This is a genomic window from Burkholderia sp. MSMB1835 (genome assembly GCF_001526365.1).
Lineage (GTDB): Bacteria > Pseudomonadota > Gammaproteobacteria > Burkholderiales > Burkholderiaceae > Burkholderia.
The window spans coordinates 219,476-239,389 of the sequence record NZ_LOYP01000004.1 but is presented as its reverse complement, the minus strand read 5'-3'; the positions used below and the strand labels follow the sequence as shown (position 1 = coordinate 239,389).

Annotated in this window: 19 protein-coding genes; 13 read left to right on the top strand and 6 right to left on the bottom strand. The window is 68.9% G+C overall.

Annotated features, from left to right (window positions below; translation table 11 throughout):
- The first annotated feature begins 13 nt into the window (after positions 1–13).
- From moeB to WS96_RS02780, 6 genes are read left to right on the top strand one after another with little or no spacing between them, the layout of a single operon-like run.
- Positions 14–1,180: a molybdopterin-synthase adenylyltransferase MoeB gene (gene moeB, locus WS96_RS02805; RefSeq protein WP_059830471.1), complete on the top strand. Its 1,167-nt coding sequence runs from the start codon at positions 14–16 to the stop codon at positions 1,178–1,180.
- A 10-nt stretch (positions 1,181–1,190) separates the two neighbouring features.
- Positions 1,191–1,601 carry a Mov34/MPN/PAD-1 family protein gene (locus tag WS96_RS02800; RefSeq protein ID WP_059830469.1) on the top strand — a complete coding sequence of 137 codons (411 nt, stop codon included), beginning with the start codon at positions 1,191–1,193 and terminating at the stop codon, positions 1,599–1,601.
- Between the two features lie 54 nt (positions 1,602–1,655).
- Complete coding sequence (locus tag WS96_RS02795; protein ID WP_059830467.1) at positions 1,656–1,931, top strand: MoaD/ThiS family protein; 276 nt, start codon at positions 1,656–1,658, stop codon at positions 1,929–1,931.
- A 41-nt stretch (positions 1,932–1,972) separates the two neighbouring features.
- Complete coding sequence (locus tag WS96_RS02790; protein ID WP_082720165.1) at positions 1,973–2,812, top strand: tryptophan 2,3-dioxygenase; 840 nt, start codon at positions 1,973–1,975, stop codon at positions 2,810–2,812.
- Positions 2,813–2,856: 44 nt separating this feature from the next.
- Positions 2,857–4,239: an FAD-dependent oxidoreductase gene (locus WS96_RS02785; protein ID WP_059830630.1), complete on the top strand. Its 1,383-nt coding sequence runs from the start codon at positions 2,857–2,859 to the stop codon at positions 4,237–4,239.
- Positions 4,236–5,138 carry an alpha/beta hydrolase gene (locus tag WS96_RS02780; RefSeq protein ID WP_059830464.1) on the top strand — a complete coding sequence of 301 codons (903 nt, stop codon included), beginning with the start codon at positions 4,236–4,238 and terminating at the stop codon, positions 5,136–5,138. Before WS96_RS02785 ends, WS96_RS02780 begins: the two co-directional genes overlap by 4 nt.
- Before the next feature lie 31 nt (positions 5,139–5,169).
- On the opposite strand, the gene WS96_RS02775 is transcribed toward WS96_RS02780, so the two are convergent.
- Together WS96_RS02775 and WS96_RS02770 are read right to left on the bottom strand one after the other, a co-directional pair.
- Positions 5,170–5,571 (bottom strand): GlcG/HbpS family heme-binding protein, encoded by a 402-nt coding sequence (locus WS96_RS02775; RefSeq protein WP_059830462.1) that lies wholly within the window; start codon positions 5,569–5,571, stop codon positions 5,170–5,172.
- A gap of 142 nt (positions 5,572–5,713) precedes the next feature.
- Positions 5,714–6,145 (bottom strand): Lrp/AsnC family transcriptional regulator, encoded by a 432-nt coding sequence (locus tag WS96_RS02770; RefSeq protein ID WP_059830460.1) that lies wholly within the window; start codon positions 6,143–6,145, stop codon positions 5,714–5,716.
- Between the two features lie 277 nt (positions 6,146–6,422).
- Between WS96_RS02770 and WS96_RS02765 the strand changes: the two genes are divergently transcribed.
- Together WS96_RS02765 and ctlX are read left to right on the top strand one after the other, a co-directional pair.
- Positions 6,423–7,502: an ornithine cyclodeaminase gene (locus WS96_RS02765; protein WP_059830458.1), complete on the top strand. Its 1,080-nt coding sequence runs from the start codon at positions 6,423–6,425 to the stop codon at positions 7,500–7,502.
- A gap of 59 nt (positions 7,503–7,561) precedes the next feature.
- Entirely contained in the window at positions 7,562–8,566 is a 1,005-nt protein-coding gene (gene ctlX / locus WS96_RS02760; protein ID WP_059830456.1) for a citrulline utilization hydrolase CtlX, read from the top strand.
- Between the two features lie 95 nt (positions 8,567–8,661).
- Here the strand turns inward: ctlX and WS96_RS02755 are convergent, their stop codons facing one another.
- The 4 genes from WS96_RS02755 to WS96_RS02740 form a co-directional block, all read right to left on the bottom strand.
- Positions 8,662–11,463: an Hsp70 family protein gene (locus WS96_RS02755; protein WP_059830453.1), complete on the bottom strand. Its 2,802-nt coding sequence runs from the start codon at positions 11,461–11,463 to the stop codon at positions 8,662–8,664.
- A 5-nt stretch (positions 11,464–11,468) separates the two neighbouring features.
- Positions 11,469–13,310 (bottom strand): Hsp70 family protein, encoded by a 1,842-nt coding sequence (locus WS96_RS02750; RefSeq protein WP_059830451.1) that lies wholly within the window; start codon positions 13,308–13,310, stop codon positions 11,469–11,471.
- On the bottom strand, positions 13,307–13,909 hold the full coding sequence (locus WS96_RS02745) for a DUF2760 domain-containing protein (RefSeq protein WP_059830449.1): 603 nt from the start codon (positions 13,907–13,909) through the stop codon (positions 13,307–13,309). The genes WS96_RS02750 and WS96_RS02745 overlap by 4 nt, the downstream gene beginning before the upstream one ends.
- A 251-nt stretch (positions 13,910–14,160) precedes the next feature.
- Positions 14,161–14,601, bottom strand: a complete 441-nt coding sequence (locus WS96_RS02740; protein WP_059830448.1) for an RrF2 family transcriptional regulator — start codon at positions 14,599–14,601, stop codon at positions 14,161–14,163.
- Between the two features lie 136 nt (positions 14,602–14,737).
- Here WS96_RS02740 and WS96_RS02735 point away from each other — a divergent pair, with 136 nt between their 5' ends.
- The 5 genes from WS96_RS02735 to WS96_RS02715 all read left to right on the top strand — a co-directional run bounded on the left by WS96_RS02735 (position 14,738) and on the right by WS96_RS02715 (position 19,903).
- Positions 14,738–15,652 carry an NAD(P)/FAD-dependent oxidoreductase gene (locus WS96_RS02735; RefSeq protein ID WP_059830446.1) on the top strand — a complete coding sequence of 305 codons (915 nt, stop codon included), beginning with the start codon at positions 14,738–14,740 and terminating at the stop codon, positions 15,650–15,652.
- A gap of 202 nt (positions 15,653–15,854) precedes the next feature.
- Positions 15,855–16,814 (top strand): LysR substrate-binding domain-containing protein, encoded by a 960-nt coding sequence (locus tag WS96_RS02730; RefSeq protein WP_059830444.1) that lies wholly within the window; start codon positions 15,855–15,857, stop codon positions 16,812–16,814.
- A 128-nt stretch (positions 16,815–16,942) separates the two neighbouring features.
- A complete protein-coding gene (locus WS96_RS02725; protein ID WP_059830442.1) occupies positions 16,943–18,073 on the top strand; it encodes a DSD1 family PLP-dependent enzyme in 1,131 nt (376 codons plus the stop codon).
- A gap of 105 nt (positions 18,074–18,178) precedes the next feature.
- Positions 18,179–19,150, top strand: coding sequence for an ornithine cyclodeaminase family protein (locus WS96_RS02720; protein ID WP_059830441.1), 972 nt, complete (start codon positions 18,179–18,181; stop codon positions 19,148–19,150).
- A gap of 24 nt (positions 19,151–19,174) precedes the next feature.
- Positions 19,175–19,903, top strand: a complete 729-nt coding sequence (locus WS96_RS02715) for an HAD family hydrolase (protein WP_059830439.1) — start codon at positions 19,175–19,177, stop codon at positions 19,901–19,903.
- The last annotated feature ends 11 nt before the right edge of the window (positions 19,904–19,914 follow it).

Genomic DNA, 19,914 nt, shown 5'->3' with positions numbered 1-19,914 from the left:
ACGCCGATCCATCATGAAACTACCACCTCTCGTCACGACGCTTGCGCCGCTCTCCGGCGACGAGTTGACCCGCTACAGCCGGCACATCCTGCTGCCGGAAATCGGCCTGACGGGCCAGCAACGCCTGAAGGCCGCCCGAGTGCTCGTGGTCGGGGCGGGCGGACTGGGTTCGCCAGCGTTGCTCTACCTCGCCGCCGCCGGTGTCGGCGCGCTCGGCGTGATCGACTTCGACCGCGTCGACGTATCGAACCTGCAGCGGCAGGTGATCCACCGAATGTCGACAGTCGGCATGCCGAAGACGGCCAGCGCCCGCAACGCGATCGTCGCTCTCAATCCGCACGTCGACGTACGGCTGCACGACGAACGACTCGACAACGACAACGCGATCGCCTTGTTCTCGCAGTACGATTTGATCGTCGACGGCACCGACAACTTCGCGACGCGCTACCTCGTCAACGACGCGTGCGTGCTGGCCGGCAAGCCGTACGTGTGGGGCTCGATCTACCGGTTCGAAGGCCAGGCGTCGGTGTTCTGGGAGGACGCGCCGGACAGCGCGGGCCTCAACTACCGCGACCTCTACCCTGAACCGCCGCCGCCGCATCTCGCGCCATCGTGCGCCGAAGGCGGCGTGCTCGGCGTACTGTGCGCATCGATCGCGTCGATCATGGCGACCGAAGCCGTCAAGCTGATCACGGGCGCCGGCGATTCGCTGCTCGGGCGCCTCGCCGTCTATGACGCACTCGACATGCGCTACCGGTTTCTGCCGTTGCGACGTGCGCCGCGGCGCCGGCCGATCGTTGCGCTCGACGACTACCCGCGCTTCTGCGGTCTCTCGACACATGCCGAGCCGGTGCGCGTGCCAGCCATCGACGCGCTCGCGCTCAAGCAGCTTCTCGACGCGGGTCAGCCGGTCGAACTCATCGACGTACGCGAGCCGAACGAATGGGAACTCGTGCGCATTCCGGGCGCAAAGCTGATGCCGAAACGGCAATTGCTGGACGAAAACGGGCTGGCCCGACTCGATCAGACGCGTCGCACCGTCGTGTACTGCAAGGGCGGCGCACGCTCACGCGATGTCGTACAGGCGATGCGCGGCGCGGGCTTCGCGGACGTCAGCAACCTCGACGGCGGAATCCTGTCGTGGATCCGCATCGTCGACCCTTCGCTGCCACAGTACTGAGGCGACACCTATGCTGATCCTGTCGACCAATATCGCCGACGCGATCGTCCGCCATGCGCGCGATACGCATCCGATCGAATGCTGCGGCATCATCGCGGGTGCGCCCGGCGACGCCGCGCCGTCGCGCGTAATTCCGATGCGCAACACCGCGCAATCGGCCACGTTCTTCCAGTTCGACGCGGCCGAACAACTGCGCGTGTGGCGCGACCTCGACGCCCGCGACGAAGCGCCGTCGGTGATCTATCACTCGCACACCGCGTCGGCCGCACGCCCGAGTCGCACCGACATCGCGTATGCGGCCGCATATCCGGACGCGTACCACCTGATAGTGTCGACCGATCCGCGTTACACGCCGGTTCTGCGCTGCTACCGGATCGTCGACGGCACGGCAACCGAAGTCGCCGTCTGTATCGACGGATAGCGTTCGGCAAGCGTCATCCCGACGTCCATCACTCGAATATATTAAGGATTACCCATGGCCATCATCTGCATTCCGACGATCATGCGCCCGCTGACCGGCGACCGGAAGGTCGTCGAGGCACACGGCGGCACGCTCGGTGAAGTGATCGACTCGCTCGAGTCGGCTTATCCAGGTCTTCGGCAGCGGCTCGTCCAGGACGACCGACTGCACCGCTTCGTCAACGTCTATGTGAACGACGATGACATTCGCTTCAAGGGCGGCCTGTCTGCCGCGATCGCGGACAGCGACACCATCACGATCCTGCCGGCCGTCGCCGGCGGCCGATACTGAGCCTCGCCGCCGCGACGTCTCGCCTCGTCAAGGAGCCGACCATGCAGCAATGTCCTTTCATGAGCACGCTCGACGCGTCGGCCGCGAAGCCGCGCCCCGGGCTGCGCTACAGCGGCTATCTGCAGCTGGATAGCCTGCTCGACAGCCAGGCGCCGCTGTCCGGCACGCACGACGAGATGCTGTTCATCATCCAGCATCAGACGTCGGAGTTGTGGATGAAACTGCTGCTTCACGAGCTGACGCATGCATGCGAGCAGCTTCACGCATCGCAGCTGCCCCAGGCATCGAAGACCGTTGCGCGTGCGCAGCGGACGATGGAGCATCTCGTACATGGCTGGAACGTGCTCGCGACGCTCACGCCGGTCGAGTTTCTCGCCATGCGGCCGGCACTCGGGTCTGCGTCGGGCCATCAATCGTTCCAGTTTCGCGAGATCGAATTCCTGCTCGGCAACAAGAATGCGGCGCTGATCGCCGATCACGACGCGCATCCGGTCGCACGCGATGCGTTGCTCAAACGGCTGCACGCGCCGTCGCTTTATGACGAGGTCGTCGGTGCACTCGCGCGCGCCGGATTGCCGATTTCCCGCGCGCGACTCGACGCCGACCCGGTCACGCCGCACCGCTACGATCCGTCGGTCGAGGCCGCGTGGTGCATGGTTTATCGCGACCCGAATGCGCACTGGCCGTTGTACGAGCTGGGTGAACGCCTGATCGATCTCGAGGAAGGTATCCGCCAGTGGCGCTTCCGGCATATCGGCGCCGTCGAGCGCACGATCGGCCTTCGGCGCGGCACCGGCGGCAGTGAAGGCGCGAACTATCTGCGCAGGACGCTCGACGTCGTACTGTTTCCCGAGCTGTGGCAAATGCGCACCGCGCTCTGAATTCCGCTCATCACCGGACTATCGATATGCACGAAATCGAGACCATGCCTTCCGGCCGGCCCGCTTCGCGTGGTCGTGTCGCGATCGCCGGCGCCGGTCTCGCCGGCACCCTCACCGCCTGCCTGCTCGCCGCGCGCGGCTGGCGCGTCGACGTATTCGAACGACGTCTCGACCCGCGACGCCACGGCGACTCGGGCGGCCGCTCGATCAACCTCGCGCTCGCAACGCGCGGCATCCATGCGCTGCGAGCCGCGCGGCTCGACATCGAAACGATGCGCCATACGGTCGCGATGCGCGGCCGTATGGTGCACGTGGCTGGCTCATTTCCGCAGCTGCATCCATACGGTCGAGACCCGCAGGACGTGATCTGGTCGATCCATCGCGGCCGCCTGAACCGGCTGCTGCTCGACGCAGCCGAGCGCGCGGGCGCGTGCGTGCATCACGGCGCGGCGGTCGAGCACGTCGATTGCCGCACGCGCGAGCTGATCTTGTCCAGCGGACGGCGTGCACGCTTCGACCTGCTGATCGGCGCCGACGGTGCGGACTCGCGCGTGCGTGCCGCGCTCGCGCATACCGCCGATCTGGGCATCGACTGCGAGCGTCAGCCGCACGGCTACAAAGAACTGGAAATCCCGGCCACGGCGGACGGCGGCTTCCGGCTCGAGCCGCATGCGCTGCATCTGTGGCCGCGCGGCGGCTACATGTGCATTGCGCTGCCGAATACCGAAGGCAGCTTCACGACGACGCTGTTCCTGCCGGTCGACGGCAGCGATCACGACGACCGCGACACGCCGAGCTTCGCGAGCCTGCCCGACGGCCGCGCCGCGCGCCGGCTGTTCGAGCGCGTGTTTCCCGACCTGTCACCACACGTGCCGGCGCTCGAGGCCGATTTCGACACGCATCCCGTCGGCACGCTCGGTACGCTGCGGCTGCAGCGCTGGCATGCGCACGGGCACACCGTGCTGCTCGGCGATGCCGCGCACGCGATGGTCCCGTTCCATGGTCAGGGCATGAACTGCGCGCTGGAAGACGCGGTCGCGCTCGCCCGCCAACTCGACGCGCATCCGCATGAGCGTGCCACTGCGCTCGCTGCGTTTGAAGCCGAACGGCGCCCCAACGCGCTGGCGATCCAAGCGATGGCGCTCGAGAACTATATCGAAATGCGCGCGCGCGTCGCGACGCCGGGGTATGCGCTCGAACGCGAGTTGTCGGCGTGGCTCGCCGAACGCCATCCGGAGCGCTTCGTACCACGCTACAGCATGGTGACGTTCCAGCGCGTGCCCTATACGCTGGCCTACGAGCGCGGCAAGATCCAGGCTGACATCCTGCGCGCCGGCACGGCCGGCTGCGATACGTTCCACCAGATCGACCTGCGCGCCGTCGAGCGCGACCTTCGCGATCGCCTTCCGGTGCTGTCCGCCGCATGACCGCTGCCGCGATACCGCTGGCCGACGGCATTCGGCCCGCATGGCGCAGGCTCGACGAGGCCGAGCGCACTCGCGAATATTCGCCGAGCTCGAAGGCGCCGGATTTCCGCGCGATCCTGTCCCACTATCGCGCGCGCAGTCGAGCCGCAATGCTCCACCTATCACCGCCGACGCTGCTGCGCTACGGCGCCGAAGCCGCGCAGCGCATCGTGCTTTTCGAACCGACCGACGGTGCAGCCGATGTGCTGGTCGTCTACTTCCACGGCGGGTACTGGCAAGAACTGTCCCTGGACGATTCACTGTTTCCGGCAGTCGATTTCATCGATCGACGCGTCGCCTATGCAGCGGTCGGCTACACGCTCGCGCCGCACGCAACGCTGCGGCAGATCGTCGATCAGGCCGCCAATTCCGTCAGTGCGCTGCGACGCTTTACGGACGCCCCGCGAATGCCTGCCCCCCGGATCGTCATCGCCGGCAGTTCGGCCGGCGCGCATCTCGCCGCGATGCTGCTGACGCTCGACTGGGGCGCGCGTGCATCCGGCACACCGCCGTTCGACGGTGCGATCCTGCTGTCCGGCATCTACGACCTGCGCCCGCTCGTCGGCACCTACATTAACGAGGCGCTGCAGCTCGACGAGCGCGACGCATTCGATCTGAGCCCTCAATACAGGCCGCTGCGCACGCAAGTGCCTGTGACGGTTTGCTGGGGAGAACATGAAACCGACGAATTCCGGCGGCAAAGCCGCAACTTGGTCGGACGGCTCGCGCGCGGCGGACTGCTGTGTTCGTCCGGCGAGATTCCGGGTCGTAACCATTTCGATCTCGTCTTCGATCTCGGCGCGGCCGGCACATCACTCGACCGCCGGATCGCGCCGCTGCTCGGACACGACAGACGCTGACACCCGCCCGCCGCAGCGGGCGGGACCTGCGTTACGCAAGCGCCGCGATGCCAGCGCGGGCAACCTCGGCATCCTCGGGCGACTTCACGCCGGACACGCTGACCGCGCCGACCGTCTCGCCGTCGACGACGATCGGCACGCCGCCCTCAAGGAAACCCGCCATCGGCGCACTGAGGAACGACACGCGGCCCTGCATCACGATGTCCTCGTAGACCTTGCTCTCGCGCCGCCCGAGTGCGGCCGTTCGCCCTTTCGCGATCGCCATATCGACCGAACTCGGCGTCGCGCCGTCGAGTCGCTGCAGATGCAGTAGGTGGCCGCCATCATCGAGAATCGCAATCGTCACGGGCCACCGACGGGCGAGCGCATAGGCCTCCGATGCGGCGGCGATCATTTTCACGTCGTCGTTCGTCAGGACGGGTTTCATCTTCATGGTCTATCGGCTTCCTTTTCATGTTCGATAAAATACATCGTTATCCGAATCAAATATAGCGTAAACGACCATCGAACCCGACTGCCATCATGCTCAAGGGCAACATCCATACCACGCGTGCGACACCGCGCGCCCCAATCGCTCACATCTTATGCGTCGACAACAAAATGCTGGTCTCGGTATTCGCGATCCCGTCGATCAACCGGATCGCGCCGAGCACGCGATCGAAGTGCTCGAGCGAATCGGCATGCAGTTCGGCAACAAGATCCCAGCGCCCGTTCGTACTGTGGATCGACGCGACGTTCGGGTGCCCGCGCAGCACCTTCACCACTTCCGCGCCGCGATTGCCCTGCACCGCGATCGACATCAGCGCGCGGATCCGGTGCCGGTCGGCCGCCGGCTTGAGCCGCACCGTATAGCCGACGATCACGCCGTTCTTCTCGAGCCGCGTGAGCCGGTTCTGCACGGTCGCGCGCGCCACGCGCAATGCCTTCGCCAACGCGACGACGGGCAGTCGCGCGTTGTCGCGCAGCAGTGCGATGAGCTGACGGTCGACGTCGTCGAGCGTGATCATGAACGGCCTTCCTGTTGAGCGTGAACCGGCCGCCAGCTTGCGGCCCGCGCAAACTGGTCAAACTGCCGGAATGGGTTGGCAATCTGCAAAGTCTACCGAGGAATCTGCCACTTTTGCCGTCTTTTTGTTGGCTCGACTCGCGGAAATAATGACTCCATCGACCGGCCGACGCGCCGCGCCGCCGCTTTTTCGGAAAGCCCGGATTCGCGCCGACGCCCTGCCCGGCCGACCCGAACGCCCGGACACCCGTACCGGCACCGAATATGGAGACAGACCGATGACTCGCTTCCTCGACGTTCCCGCCACCGCCCGCCTGGTCGCCCGAACCGGCGTCACGACGTTCTTGCGCGAACTCGTCGACACGCTGCGCGCCGATTACCTGCACTGGGCCGATTTCGACAAATCGCCGCGCGTCGCGTGCCACTCGCGCGACGGCGTGATCGAACTGATGCCCGTCGCGAACGCGTCGTTGTTCGCGTTCAAGTACGTGAACGGCCACCCCGTCAATGCGGCGCGCGGCATGCACACGGTGATGGCGTTCGGCGCGCTCGCCGAAGTCGATACCGGCTACCCGCTGCTGCTCGCCGAACTTACGCTCACTACCGCGCTGCGCACGGCCGCGACGTCGGTCCTCGCCGCGCAGGCGCTCGCCCGGCCCGATTCGCGCACGATGGCGCTGATCGGCAACGGCGCGGAAAGCGAATTCCAGGCGATCGCGTTCCACACGCTGCTCGGCATCGACGAAATCCGCGTGTTCGACGTCGATCCGCGCGCAACCGACAAGCTCGTGCAGAACCTCGCCGCGTACCCGAAATTGCGCGTCGTGCGCGCGGCATCGACCGCCGACGCCGTGCGCGGCGCCGACATCGTGACGACCGTCACCGCCGACAAGGCGTACGCGACGATCGTCACGGCCGACATGATCGAGCCCGGCATGCATCTGAACGCCGTCGGCGGCGATTGCCCGGGCAAGACCGAGCTCGAGGCGGGCGTGCTGAACGCGGGCCGCGTATTCGTCGAATTCGAGCCGCAGTCGCGCATCGAGGGCGAGATCCAGCAGATGCCGGCCGACTTCCCCGTCGTCGAGTTGTGGCGCGTGCTGCAAGGCGAGGCGGCCGGCCGCGAGCGTGCGAGCGAAGTCACGGTGTTCGACTCGGTCGGGTTCGCACTCGAGGATTACTCGGCGCTGCGCTACCTGTATGCGCTCGCGCGGCAGCACAACGCGGGCGTCGAGATCGCGCTGATTCCGCCGGCCGTCGATCCGAAGAACCTGTTCGCGCTGATCGACGATCCGGCCGCGATCGCGCACGGTCACGCGGCGTTCGTGACCGAAGCCGTCGCCGCGTTCGCGCGCTGACCGTTCCGCGCGGGCGGCCCGTGCGCCGCCCGTTTTCCTGCTCTTCGCTCCCGCCCTTCATGAATCTCGTATCGATCCAGGCGCCGTCCGCCGTCGTGATGATCCGGCCGCACCGCTTCCTGCCGAACCCGCAGACCGCGGCCGACAACGCGTTCCAGCGCACGGCCGGCGGCGGCGCGGGCGACGCGCCGGCGGTGTCGGCCGCCGCGCGCGACGAAGTCACGGCCGCCGCGCGCACGCTCGCCGATGCGGGTGTGCGCGTGCACGTGTTCGACGACCACGGCGAGCGCGACACGCCCGACTCCGTGTTCCCGAACAACTGGTTCTCGACGCACCCGGGCGGCCATGTCGCGCTGTATCCGATGCACAGCCCGAACCGCCGCCGCGAGCGGCGTGCGGACGTGATCGAGATGCTGAAGGCCGAGTATCGCGTGCAGGACGTGATCGACTACTCGGGCCTCGAATACGACGACGTGTTCCTGGAAGGCACCGGCGCGATGGTGCTCGACCACGTCGCGCGGATCGCGTACGCCGCGCGCTCGCGCCGTGCCGATCCGGTCGCGCTCGAACGCTTCTGCACGAATTTCAACTTCGAGCCGATCTGCTTCGACACGGCCGATGCGAACGGCAAGCCGATCTATCACACGAACGTGATGATGAGCATCGCCACCGAGTTCGCGATGGTCGGCCTCGACCTGATCGCCGACAGCCGCCGCCGCGGCGAGATCGCGCAACGCCTGACCGAAACGGGGCGCGCGGTGATCGCGCTCGATCACGCGCAGATCGCGAATTTCGCGGGCAATACGCTGGAATTGTCGGGGAAGGATGGCCGCGTGCTCGCATTGTCGCGGCGCGCATACGATTGCCTCGCGCCGGCGCAGCGTGCGACGATCGAGCGCTCCGCGCGATTGCTGCCGCTCGACGTGCCGACGATCGAACTGGCCGGCGGGTCGGTGCGCTGCATGCTCGCGGGGATTCATCTGGCGCGGCGTTCGACAGCGGCGCGTGACGGCGTCGCAGTCGAACCGGCGGAAAAGCGGCACGATGCGGTGTCGCACGCCTGAACGAAGCGAGGCTCCGGCATCGCGCCGCGGTTGGCGCTTGACGCTCGACGTGATGCTTCGGTCTCCGAACAAGATCGAAGCACCCTGTCGCGCTTTCAATCGGCCAACAGCTTCAACCCTGCCGGCAGCGTCTCGCCGAATACGCGCACCGTGTCGGCTTCGTCGAACGCGATCGCTTCACGAACCATGTCGATCCACGCCGCCGATGCATTCGCGGCCGCCAGGCGCTTGATGACGGCCTCGCGCGTGTCGTCCGGCAGGTCGCGCGAGCGGTCGCCCGTCATCCGCGCGATCTGTGCCGCCGCGAACGCCGCGGGCTCGACCTGCTTCCAGTCGAGCGCGAACAGCGCATCGAGCCAGCCGATGACGATTTCCGGCGGCACGACGCCGTGCGCGCTGCCGTAGAACGGCCGACGCGCACCGATCCGCCCGAGCGCCCACGCACACAACGCACGTTCGGCCGGCTTCTGCAATTGCACGATCAGGCGCTCGGCAAGCTCGACCTTGCGCTCGACGGGCAGCCGTTCGAGCGACGCGGACAGCCGCGTCATGTCGGCCGGCCCGACCTTGGCCGGATCGAACGGCAGCTTGCGCCGCTTGTCGTCGCACGGTTCGAGGAACGCGATCGCGTCGCGCACCTGCGTCTGCGCAGCATCGTCGAGGCCGCCGGCCACGCGCCGCCACAGCGTCCACCACTCGGACCACACCTGGGCGTCGGTCACGTATTGAATGCCGTCGTCGAACAACGGCCACAGCTGCTCGATACGCCACGCGTCGAGCGGATGGCCGAAACCCGGACGCAGGCAATACCCGGCAAGATTCAGCCAGGCGCGCTCGTGATCGGCCGAGCGACGCCGCCGCCGCGCCCGCGCGAGCAAAGCGTCGAACAGTTCGCGTGCGAGCGCGACGTCCCAGTCTTCGCGCGCGCCGAGCACCTGTTCGAGTTGCGCGCGCAACCGGCGCGTGTCCTTCGGCGTCACGCCCGCGGCCTTGCTGCCGAACGAGCGCTCGATCAACGCGATCGCCTGGTCGAGACGCGGATGCCGCGTGACCGCGGCATCGTCGCCGTGAACCGGCGCATCGCCGCGCAACTGGAATTCGAGCCGCCAGCGGCGCGTCGCGTCGTCGGTCGCGATGCAATGCATTTCGAGCGTGCCGACCTCGGTCAGCGACGCGGTGAGCTTCACCGGCGTTGCGCGCGCGTCGCTGCCCGCCTTCGCATCGACGACCGTCGCGATCGGCGGCAGCCGCACGAAATCGCCGCCGTCGAGATCGACGAGATCGCCCGGTCGATATTGCGTGTCGGCCACCGTCGACACGAGGTGAAAACGCACCGGCTGCCCGAGCTGCAGCGCGAACGTGCGATCGTCGAGCCGGATCTCGCGGCCCTCTTCCGCGCCGCGCGGCAGCAGGCAGACGCCGCGTGCGGCCGCATCGTCCGCGCCATCGTCGAGCACGAGGAAATAGCTGCGCGCGGAGCCGCCGCCGATGCGCGGCGCATGCCCGGCACGCGCGAGCCCGTAGGCCACCGCGCCGCGCGCGACGGCCACGTCGGGATGCGCGTTGTGCAGTACGTCGAGCGGCGCGCCGCGCCACGCGCCGAGCGTCTGCGCGAGACGGCCGGCGAGCGCGCCCGCGCGGAACACGCCGCCGTTGAGCAGCAGCGTGTCCGGCAGCGGGCCTTCCGCATGACGCGTCAGGAATGCGGCGACGTGGCGCGTGACGGCCGCGTCGCTCGCATACGGCAAGCCGAATTCGACGATCGCCGCGCGCGCACGGCGCGGCAGCTCGCCGGCATCGACCTGCGGAAAGAAACCGTCGACGACGATCCGTTCGACTTCGTCGCGCGTCAGCTCGGCCGAGCGCGCGCCGCCGACGAGCTTGCTGCCCGCGCCGAGCAGCGTGACGGTGACGGACGCCGGCGCGTCGTCGCCGAGCAGCCGCTCCTTCGCCGCGCGGCAGCGCTCGACGAGCTGCGACAGGCTCGCGGCCGACAGTCGCGTACCGGGCTCGGTCAGCCGCGTCTCGATCAGGCGCGCGAGCGCGAGGTCCATGTTGTCGCCGCCGAGCATCAGGTGATTGCCGACGCCGACGCGCGTGAAGGTCGGCTCGCCATCGTCGCCCGGCGCGACGTCGACGAGCGTGAGGTCGGTCGTGCCGCCGCCGACGTCGCAGATCAGCACGCGCCGCGCGGTGGCGAAGGTGTCGCGCAGCGTGTCGCGCTGGCCGTACAGCCAGTCGTAGAACGCGGCCTGCGGCTCTTCCAGCAATCGCAGCGCCGGCAGCTTCGCGCGTCGCGCAGCCTCGACGGTCAACGCGCGCGCGCCGTCGTCGAACGACGCGGGCACCGTCAGGATCACGTCCTGCTTCGCGAGCGGCGCATCGGGAAAGTGCGCGTCCCACGCGTCGCGCACGTGCGCGAGATAGCTTGCGCTCGCATCGACCGGCGACACCTTGTCGACGCCGTCGGCCGCGCCCCACGGCAGGATCGCCGCGAGCCGGTCGACCGCCGCGTGCGACAGCCAGCTCTTCGCGCTCGACACGAGCCGGCCCGGCACCTGCGCGCCGAGCGTGCGCGCGTAGCGGCCGATCACGGCCGGCGGCGCATCGTCCGCACCGCCGTGACGACCGGCCGAGCCGCCGTCACGGCCGCCGCCCGAAGGCGCGAGCGCGCCGCGCGCGCCGGCCGCCTGCCACGGCAAGCGCAGCGCGTCCGGCGGCAACTCGCCCGCCGCCGGGTGATAGCGCACCGACGGCAACAGCGGCTGCGCGGCCACGGCGCCCGGCCCGACCAGTTGCTCGACGTCGAACACGCGGATCGCGTCGGAACCGACCTCGACGTATGCGACGACGGTGTTGCTCGTACCGAGGTCGATGCCGACCGTATAACGCTTCATCGTGCTCAGGCGGCGCCGCGCACGTCGAACTCGACCTTCCAGCGCTCGTTCGTGCCGCTCGGGATCGCCTCGAGTTCGAGCGTGCCGGCTTCGGTCACGCGCGCATGCAGCTTCACCGGCACGACTTCGCCGACCGTACGCCCTTCGGCGGGCAGCGTCGCCTGGATTTCTTCGAGTTCCTGCAGCTCTTCCGGCGACCAGTAGTCGAGCAGCGTGCCGACCTGATCCTGACGGCGCACCGACGAACCGAAGAAGCGGAACTGCACCGGTTCGCCGACGACGAGGCCGAACTCCTGCGGCGGCAGCGCCGCGTCCGAGCCTTCCTCCATCCCGAACGGCGCGACGCACAGCGCCTGCACCGGCGGCTCGAGCCCCGGCACCGCGGGCATCGCCGATTCGATCGCGACGTAGTACGCGCGCGCCGTGCCGCCGCGAATGCGCACGCCACGGCCGCGCTTCACGTAGCCGTAATACGCCGCGCCGCGCGCGACCGCGAGATCGAGATCGGCGCCTTCGAGCAGGCGCGCGGGCGGCGCGCCTTCGGCGGCGAGCCAGCCGTTGAGCGTGTCGAGCACGCGCTGCGTGAGCAGTGTCGACTTGAACACGCCGCCGTTGAACAGCACGGCAGTCGGATGCAGGAACGTCGCGCCGGGCGGCAGCGTGCGCTGCACGCCTTCGAGCGTGTCGAGCGCCGCGACCTGGCGGCCGAGGAACGCCGCGAGATGGCGCGTGATGCCGGCGTCCTGCGCATACGGCAGACCGAGCTGCGTCAGGCCGACGCGCGCGCGGCTCACCGGGCGCGCGGCGGCATCGACTTGCGGGAAGAAACCTTCGAGGATCGTCTGCGTGAGTTCCGCGCGCGTCAGCTCGGTGCGGACCGAGCCGCCGATCAGCTTCGAGCCGCGGCTCGGCACGACGAGCGGCACCGCATCGGTGGTCGGGTCGGACAGCAGCGTTTCCTTGGCCGAGCGGCACGCGTAGGTCAGCGCGCGCAGTTGCCACGGATCGGCCTGCGTGCCCTGCTGCGCGAGCTTGCGCGCGACTACGTGCGCGAGCGCGAGATCCATGTTGTCGCCGCCGAGCAGGATGTGCTCGCCGACGGCCACGCGATGCAGTTCGAGGTTGCCGTCGCGCTCGACCACCGCGATCAGCGACAGGTCGGTCGTGCCGCCGCCGACGTCGACGCACAGAATCAGGTCGCCGACCTGCACCTGCTTGCGCCAGCCGCCCTCGCTCTTCTGGATCCAGCTGTAGAGCGCCGCTTGCGGCTCTTCCAGCAGCGTCATCCGCGAGTAGCCGGCGGCCCGCGCGGCTTCCGCCGTCAGTTCGCGCGCGGCCGGATCGAACGATGCGGGGATCGTGACCGTCACGTCCTGGTCGGCGAACGGCGCGTCGGGATGCGCGTGGTCCCACGCCTCGCGCAGGTGCGTCAGGTAGCGAATCGAGCTTTCCAGCGGCGACACGCGCGCCACTTCCGGCGGCGCGTCGCTCGGCAGGATCGCCGCGCGACGGTCGACGCCCGGGTGGCAGAGCCAGCTCTTCGCGCTGGACACGAGGCGGATCGGCGTGCCGGCGCCGCGCGTGCGCGCCATTTCGCCGACCGCGAACGCACGCGAAGCCGTCCACGGCAGCGTCAGGTCGCCCTGCGTCAGCTCGCTTTCATGCGGAAGATAGAGGAACGACGGCAGCAGGTCGCGCGATTCCAGCGCGCCGGGCGCGGTGAGCTGCGCGATCGGCAGCACCTGCTGCACGATCTTTTCGCCGTCGCTCGTGCTGCTGTCGACGTACGACAGCGCGCAATGGGTCGTCCCGAGGTCGATGCCGATCGAATAGCGCGGATCGCTCACAGTTCCACCTCCGCCGGCGCGATCACCGAGGCGTCGTGGCTGCCCGTCAGCTTCGGCAGGCGCACGTCGGACACGCGCCAGCCGCGATGGCTAACGGTGCCGGTGAACGGCGCGGCGCCGACCACGTTACCCGTCACGCGCACGGCCGTCGCGTCGAAGCCGGCCGGCAGCGTCACGCGGCTGCCTTCGGCTTCGTCGCGCACCGGCACGATCGTGAAGTGTTCGCGCAGCGCGGCGCGGCAGCCGTCGTGCACGAGGCGCGCGGCGGCGCCGATGTCGGCGTCCGCGTAGCCGGCGATGTCTTCCTCGACGAAATCGATGAAGCGCGCATCGCGTTGCAGCAGGCCGAGCAGTTGCAGGGCGGCCTGCGGGCTCGCTTCGCGCAGCTCGGGGGCCGGCGCCTTCACGGGCGCCGCGGCCGGTGCCGGCGCAGCAGCGGGTGCCGGTGCTGCCGGGGCCGGGGCAACCGGCGCCGCCGCCGGGACGCCGTCGCGCACGCGCAGCACTTCGGCCGCGAACTCGCGGTTGCCGAGCACGGAGAAGAACGTGCCGACGGCCAGCGACAGCCGGCCGAAGAAGGACAGGTTGGATTCGGGCATGGGGTCTGGACTCCTGTGGGCTCGCAGCACGGCGAGCGATCTTGCCTGGGCGCCCGGCGGCAACGTGCGGAATGCGCACGGCCGCCGCCCGGCGCGTGATTCGAACGCGCCCTCGCGGGTGCGGAAAACCCGTATTTTGCCCTGTGGCGGGCGAACCGGGCAGAAGTCGGGGGACAGAACACCGCGGCGCGGCGGTTTCGGCCGCGCCGGATCGCCAGTCGGGTGCGCCCCGAGCGCGATGCTGCGACGCGTCAGCGCGGCTTGCGCCGCCGGGCCGCCTTCGCTTCGAAATCGCGCGACAGCATGCCGAGCGTGACTTCGCCGAAGCGCGCGAGCAGCGAGGCTTCGGCCTCCTTCAGCGTCGCCGTCAGATGCGCGTTGACGGCCTGCTCGACCAGGCACTCGGGCGCATCCTCGGACACCAGGTCGGAAAACAGCGGCGGCTCGCCCACCGCGCGATAGACGTCGAGCAGCGTGATGTCGTCGAGCGCGACGCTCAGCGCCCAGCCGCCGCCGTGCCCCTTCTCCGACTGCACGTACCCGCAATCGCGCAGCCCGCCGAGCAGGCGCCGCACGACGACCGGGTTCGTGCACAGCATCGTCGCGATCGTCTCCGACGTCAGCGGGCCGTCGGCCTGGTCCATGTGGATCAGCGCATGCAGCATGCGCGACAAACGGCTGTCGGTTCTCACGGGCGGCCCCCTTTCTCGAAACTTCTGAAGTTGCATGAATGATACCATCGCCCTATCATGCAACTTCACGTGTTTCATGAGTTGTCCGCCAGCGGAGCACGTGGTCATTCACGCAGGTTCAGAAAGGAGTCGATGCATGCATTCCCATCATGAAGTGATCGTGATCGGCGGCAGCTTTGCCGGGTTGTCGGCCGCGATGCAACTGGCGCGGGCACGCCGCCGCGTGCTCGTGATCGACGCCGGCCGCCCGCGCAACCGCTTTGCCGAACACGCGCATGGCTTCTTCGGGCAGGACGGCAAGCCGCCCGCGCAGATCGTCGCCGAAGCAAGCGCACAGCTCGCCGCGTATCCGACCGTGCAGCGCATCGACGGCGAGGTCCGCACCGCCGAACGCAGCGCGGACGGGCGCTTCGACGTGACGCTGGCCGACGGCCGCCACGCGAGCGCCGATCGGCTGATTCTCGCGACCGGCATCCGCGACGAACTGCCGGCGCTGGCCGGGCTCGCCGAACGCTGGGGCATCAGCGTGCTGCACTGCCCGTACTGCCACGGGTACGAGGTCGGCGGCCAGCGGCTCGGCGTGCTCGCCACGCATCCGCTGTCGGTCCATCAGGCGATCCTGATCCCGGACTGGGGCCCGACGACATGGTTCACGCAGGGCGTGGTCGAAGCGAACGAAGAAGAAGCCGCGTTGCTCGCTGCGCGCGGCGTGCGCATCGAGCGCTCGCCGGTCGTCGAGATCCTCGGCGATGCGCCGCGTATCGACGCGCTGCGGCTCGCCGACGGTCAGGTCGTGCCGATCGACGCGCTGTTCATCGGCGCGCGCACGACCATGGCGAGCGACCTTGCGCAGCAGCTCGGCTGCGCATTCGACGAAGGGCCGCTCGGCCCCGCGATTCGCGTCGATACGTGGAAGCAGACGAGCGTCGCCGGCGTGTATGCGGCCGGCGACGCATCGAGCCTGATGACCAATGCGACGTTCGCATCGGCATCGGGCGTGGTAGCCGGCGTGGGCGCACACCGGTCGCTGATTTTCGGGCTGGACGCGTAGGCGAGAAGCAGCGGGCGTCACGCCGCGCGCGGCGCGACGTCCACCGCCGGCTGCGCGTCCGCCCGCACTGCACTCCTCCAGCGAGATCCGCCGCGTTTCGCGCGCGTTGAGCCACCACGGGCTGGCCGTGACGCGTTCCCGCCATCCTCGTCGGCGCCGCCCCGTGCCACGTCGATGGCTTCGCCGTGCGATGTGCGGTTTAATGCTCGCCATCATCCGCATCAAGAGCCATGAAATGCTCGACCTCGACGACCTTCGACTCGTCCGCGCGATCGGCACGTCGCGCTCGCTGGCCGCCGCCGCCCGGCTGCTTGATCTCACGCCGCCCGCGGTCACGATCCGCCTGCAGCGGATGGAGGCGCGCCTGTCCGCCAGGCTCGCCGTGCGGCAGCCGAAAGGCATCGCGCTGACCGACGAAGGGCAGCGGCTGTACCAGGAAGCCGTCGGCATTCTCGAGCGCGTGGAGGCGCTGCCGGTCGGCATCGCGGGCGACCACGGCGACGTGCAGGGCACGCTGCGCGTCGTCGCCCCGCTCGGCTTCGGCCGCAAGTACGTCGCCCGGATCGTGCGCGACCTGCACCGTGCGCATCCGAAACTCGACATCTCGCTCCACCTGTCGGAAAGCCCGTTGACCAGCGCGGCGGGGGCCGACGTGGTCGTCCATGTAGGCAGCCTCAAGTCGTCGTCGTGGATCGGCTATCCGCTCGCGCCCAACGAGCGCTTCCTGTGTGCGAGCCCCGCGTATGCGCGCCGCATCGAGGACCTGAACCATCCGTCCGACCTGGCACGATACGACTGCCTGTGCCTGCGCGAGAACGACGAAGACATCCCGCGCTGGCGCTTCTCGCCCGGCAGCGGCGTCAAGGGCGAATCGCGACGGTCCGCCGTCATCCGCGTCACCGGCGCGCTGTCGTCCAACGACGGCACCGTCATCACCGAATGGGCGCTCGCCGGGCTCGGCATCGTCGAGCGCTCCGAGTGGGACGTCGCGCCGCTGCTCGCGAACGGCAAGCTCGTCCGGCTGCTGCCCGGCTGGCGCCTGCCGCCCGCGCCGGTGACGGCGCTGTTGCCGTCGCGTACCGGCCGCTCCGCGCGGCAGCGCGTGTTTCTCGACGCCGCGCGACGGTTTCTCGATCCGCCGCCGTGGCGCGGCAAGGCGTGAGCCGGGGCGCGGTCCGCGAGATTCGGCCCATTAAATCCGGCTTAATGGCAGATTAGTCCTGCGTTAAGCACGATGCGGGCCAACTGCCCTACAGTGAGCGCCTCGGCAACCTCGCAATCGGACCCACCGTGGACCTTCACATGCTTAACACCCCGGCCGCATTGATCGATGTCGGCCGCATGCGTCGCAACATCGCGCGCATGCAGGCGCATCTCGACGCACTCGGCGTCCGGTTCCGGCCGCACGTCAAGACCACCAAATGCCGGCACGTCGTCGACGCACAGATCGCGGCGGGCGCGCAGGGCATCACTGTGTCGACGCTCAAGGAGGCCGAACAGTTCTTCGCCGACGGCATCCGCGACATCGTCTATGCGGTCGGCATGGTGCCCGCCAGGCTCGGCCAGGCGCTCGCGCTGCGCCGGCAGGGCTGCGACCTGAAGATCGTCGCCGACAGCCTGCCGGCCGCGCATGCGATCGCCGCCTTCGGGCGCGAGCACGGCGAACGTTTCGACGTGTGGATCGAGGTCGACGTCGACGGCCACCGCTCGGGCATCCCGCCCGAATCCGACCGGCTGATCGACGTCGGCCGCGCGCTGACCGACGGCGGCATGCTGCTCGGCGGCGTGCTGGCCCACGCGGGCTCCAGCTACGAATACGACACGCACGAGGCGCTGGTCGCGCTCGCCGAACAGGAGCGCAGCCGCACCGTGCGGGCCGCGGAGCGCCTGAGGGCCGCCGGCTTGCCGTGCCCGGTCGTGAGTATCGGATCGACGCCCACCGCGCTGGCGGCGCAACGGCTCGACGGCGTGACCGAAGTGCGCGCCGGCGTGTACGTGATGTTCGACCTCGTGATGCACAACATCGGCGTGTGCGCACTGTCCGACATCGCGCTGTCGGTGCTGACGACCGTCATCGGCCATCAGGAAGAGAAAGGCTGGGCGATCGTCGACGCGGGCTGGATGGCGATGAGCCGCGACCGCGGCACGCAGCGCCAGGCGCGCGATTTCGGCTACGGGCAGATCTGCGCCGAAGCCGGCGACGTGCTCGGCGACTACCTGATGAGCGCCGCCAACCAGGAACACGGGATCGTGTCGCGCGCGGGCGCGCCGGATACGGGTATCGCGCAGCGGTTTCCGATCGGCACGCGCCTGCGCATCCTGCCCAATCACGCGTGCGCCACCGGCGCGCAACATCCCGAATACCAGGCCATCGGCGACGACGGCGACGCGCAGACGTGGCCGCGCTTCTACGGCTGGTGAGCGAAGTCCGGCGTCCGTGCCGTGTCATCCGGCATTGACTGTTCGTCCAGTTCTGGACAAAATTTAAAAATTCTCGATTCGTCTCGTGCCGAACAGGCCCCCATCATGCCGACCGACGCCCGCCTCCTTCTCCTCGACCGCGATGCCGTCGAGCCCGCCCTGCAGGCCGGGCAAGTGATGGCGGCCGTCCGCGAAGCCTTCGTGCTGCACAGTCAACGGGCCGGACGCGTATTCCCGGTGGTGCGCGAGAAGCTGCATACCGGCGGCGTGTTCGGCATCAAGTCGGGCGACGTCGCCGGTCAGGATCTGCTCGGCTTCAAGGCCGCCGGATTCTGGCCGGGCAACCGGGCACGCGGCGGCGAGCCGCATCAGGCCACCGTCGCGCTGTTCGATCCCGCGACGGGCAGGCCGCTGTGCATCATGGACGGCAACGCGATCACCACCGCGCGGACCGGTGCCGCGGGCGGCCTCGGGCTGCAACTGCTCGCACGCCGCGACAGCACGCGGTTGTGCGTGTTCGGCACCGGCGTGCAGGCGCGCGTGCAGCTCGACTACGCGCTCAAGCTGCTGCCGCAGCGGTGCACGGTGCAGTACGTGAACGTCGGCGGCGAGCCGGATCCGGCGTTCGAATCGCACTTCGTCGAACGGTGCGAGATCGGCGTCGCCCGCGACCGGAACGAGGCGGTCGCCCATAGCGACGTGGTGATCACGGCCACGCCCGGCGGCGGCGCGTTGTTCGACGCGGATGCGGTTCAGCCGGGCACCCACCTGACCTGCGTGGGCGCCGATACCGTGGGCAAGCGCGAGCTTCCGCCAGGCGTGCTCGAACGCGCGCGCATCGTCGTGGACGATCACGACCAGGCGCGCAGCATCGGCGAGTGCCAGTGGGCGCCCAATTTGCCGCGCACGGAGATCGGTGACATCCTCTCGGGTGCGACATCGGTCGACCGTGCCGCGCACGAGATCACCGTCTTCGACATGACCGGGCTCGCGCTTCAGGACCTGACCGTCGCGCGCTTGCTGTATCGGCACGCCCTCGACCACGGCACCGGAACCTCCGTTCCGTGGCCCTGGTAAAACGACTTCCCGCTTTCCGCCGCCATGCGTCTCGCCAAAGTTTCCGCCCTCTCGTTCGACCTCGACGACACCCTGTGGCCGTTCGGGCCGTCCGTCGTCCGGGCCGAGGCGACGCTTCGCGCATGGCTGATCGAGCATGCGCCCAATACCGCGAGCGTGCTGCCGACGCAACAGGCGCTCAGTGCGCTACGTGAGGAATACGAACGTTTATACCCGGATCTCGCCGGCGACTATCGCGCGATGAGAATCGGATCGATCCGGCTCGCGCTGGAACGCGCGAACGAAGACGTCTCGCTGACCGACCGTGCTTACGACGTCTTCTACGCGGCGCGCAATCGCGTCGAATTCTACGAAGACGCGCTGCCGGCGCTGGCGTGGTTGAGCGCCCGCTTTCCGTTGATCGCGGTCACCAACGGCAACGCGGATCTGCGGCTGACCGGCGGCGGCGAATTCTTCCGCACGACGCTCAGCGCGCGTGCCTTCGGCTTCGCCAAGCCGGCACCCGAGATCTTCCATGCGGCGGCGGCCGCGCTCGACGTCCGTCCGGCCGAATTGCTGCATGTCGGCGACGATTTCCACCTCGATATCGTCGGCGCGTTGAATGCGGGGCTTCAGGCCGCATGGGTCGTGCGCGAGCCTCGGGACGAAGGAGAACGGGCGCCGCGGCATCCGGCGACGCCGCATCTCACGTTGCGCGATCTGGCGATGCTGTGCCGTGCGCTTGGCGGGCCTGACACGGTGTCGCGATCGTAAGCGAACGTAAG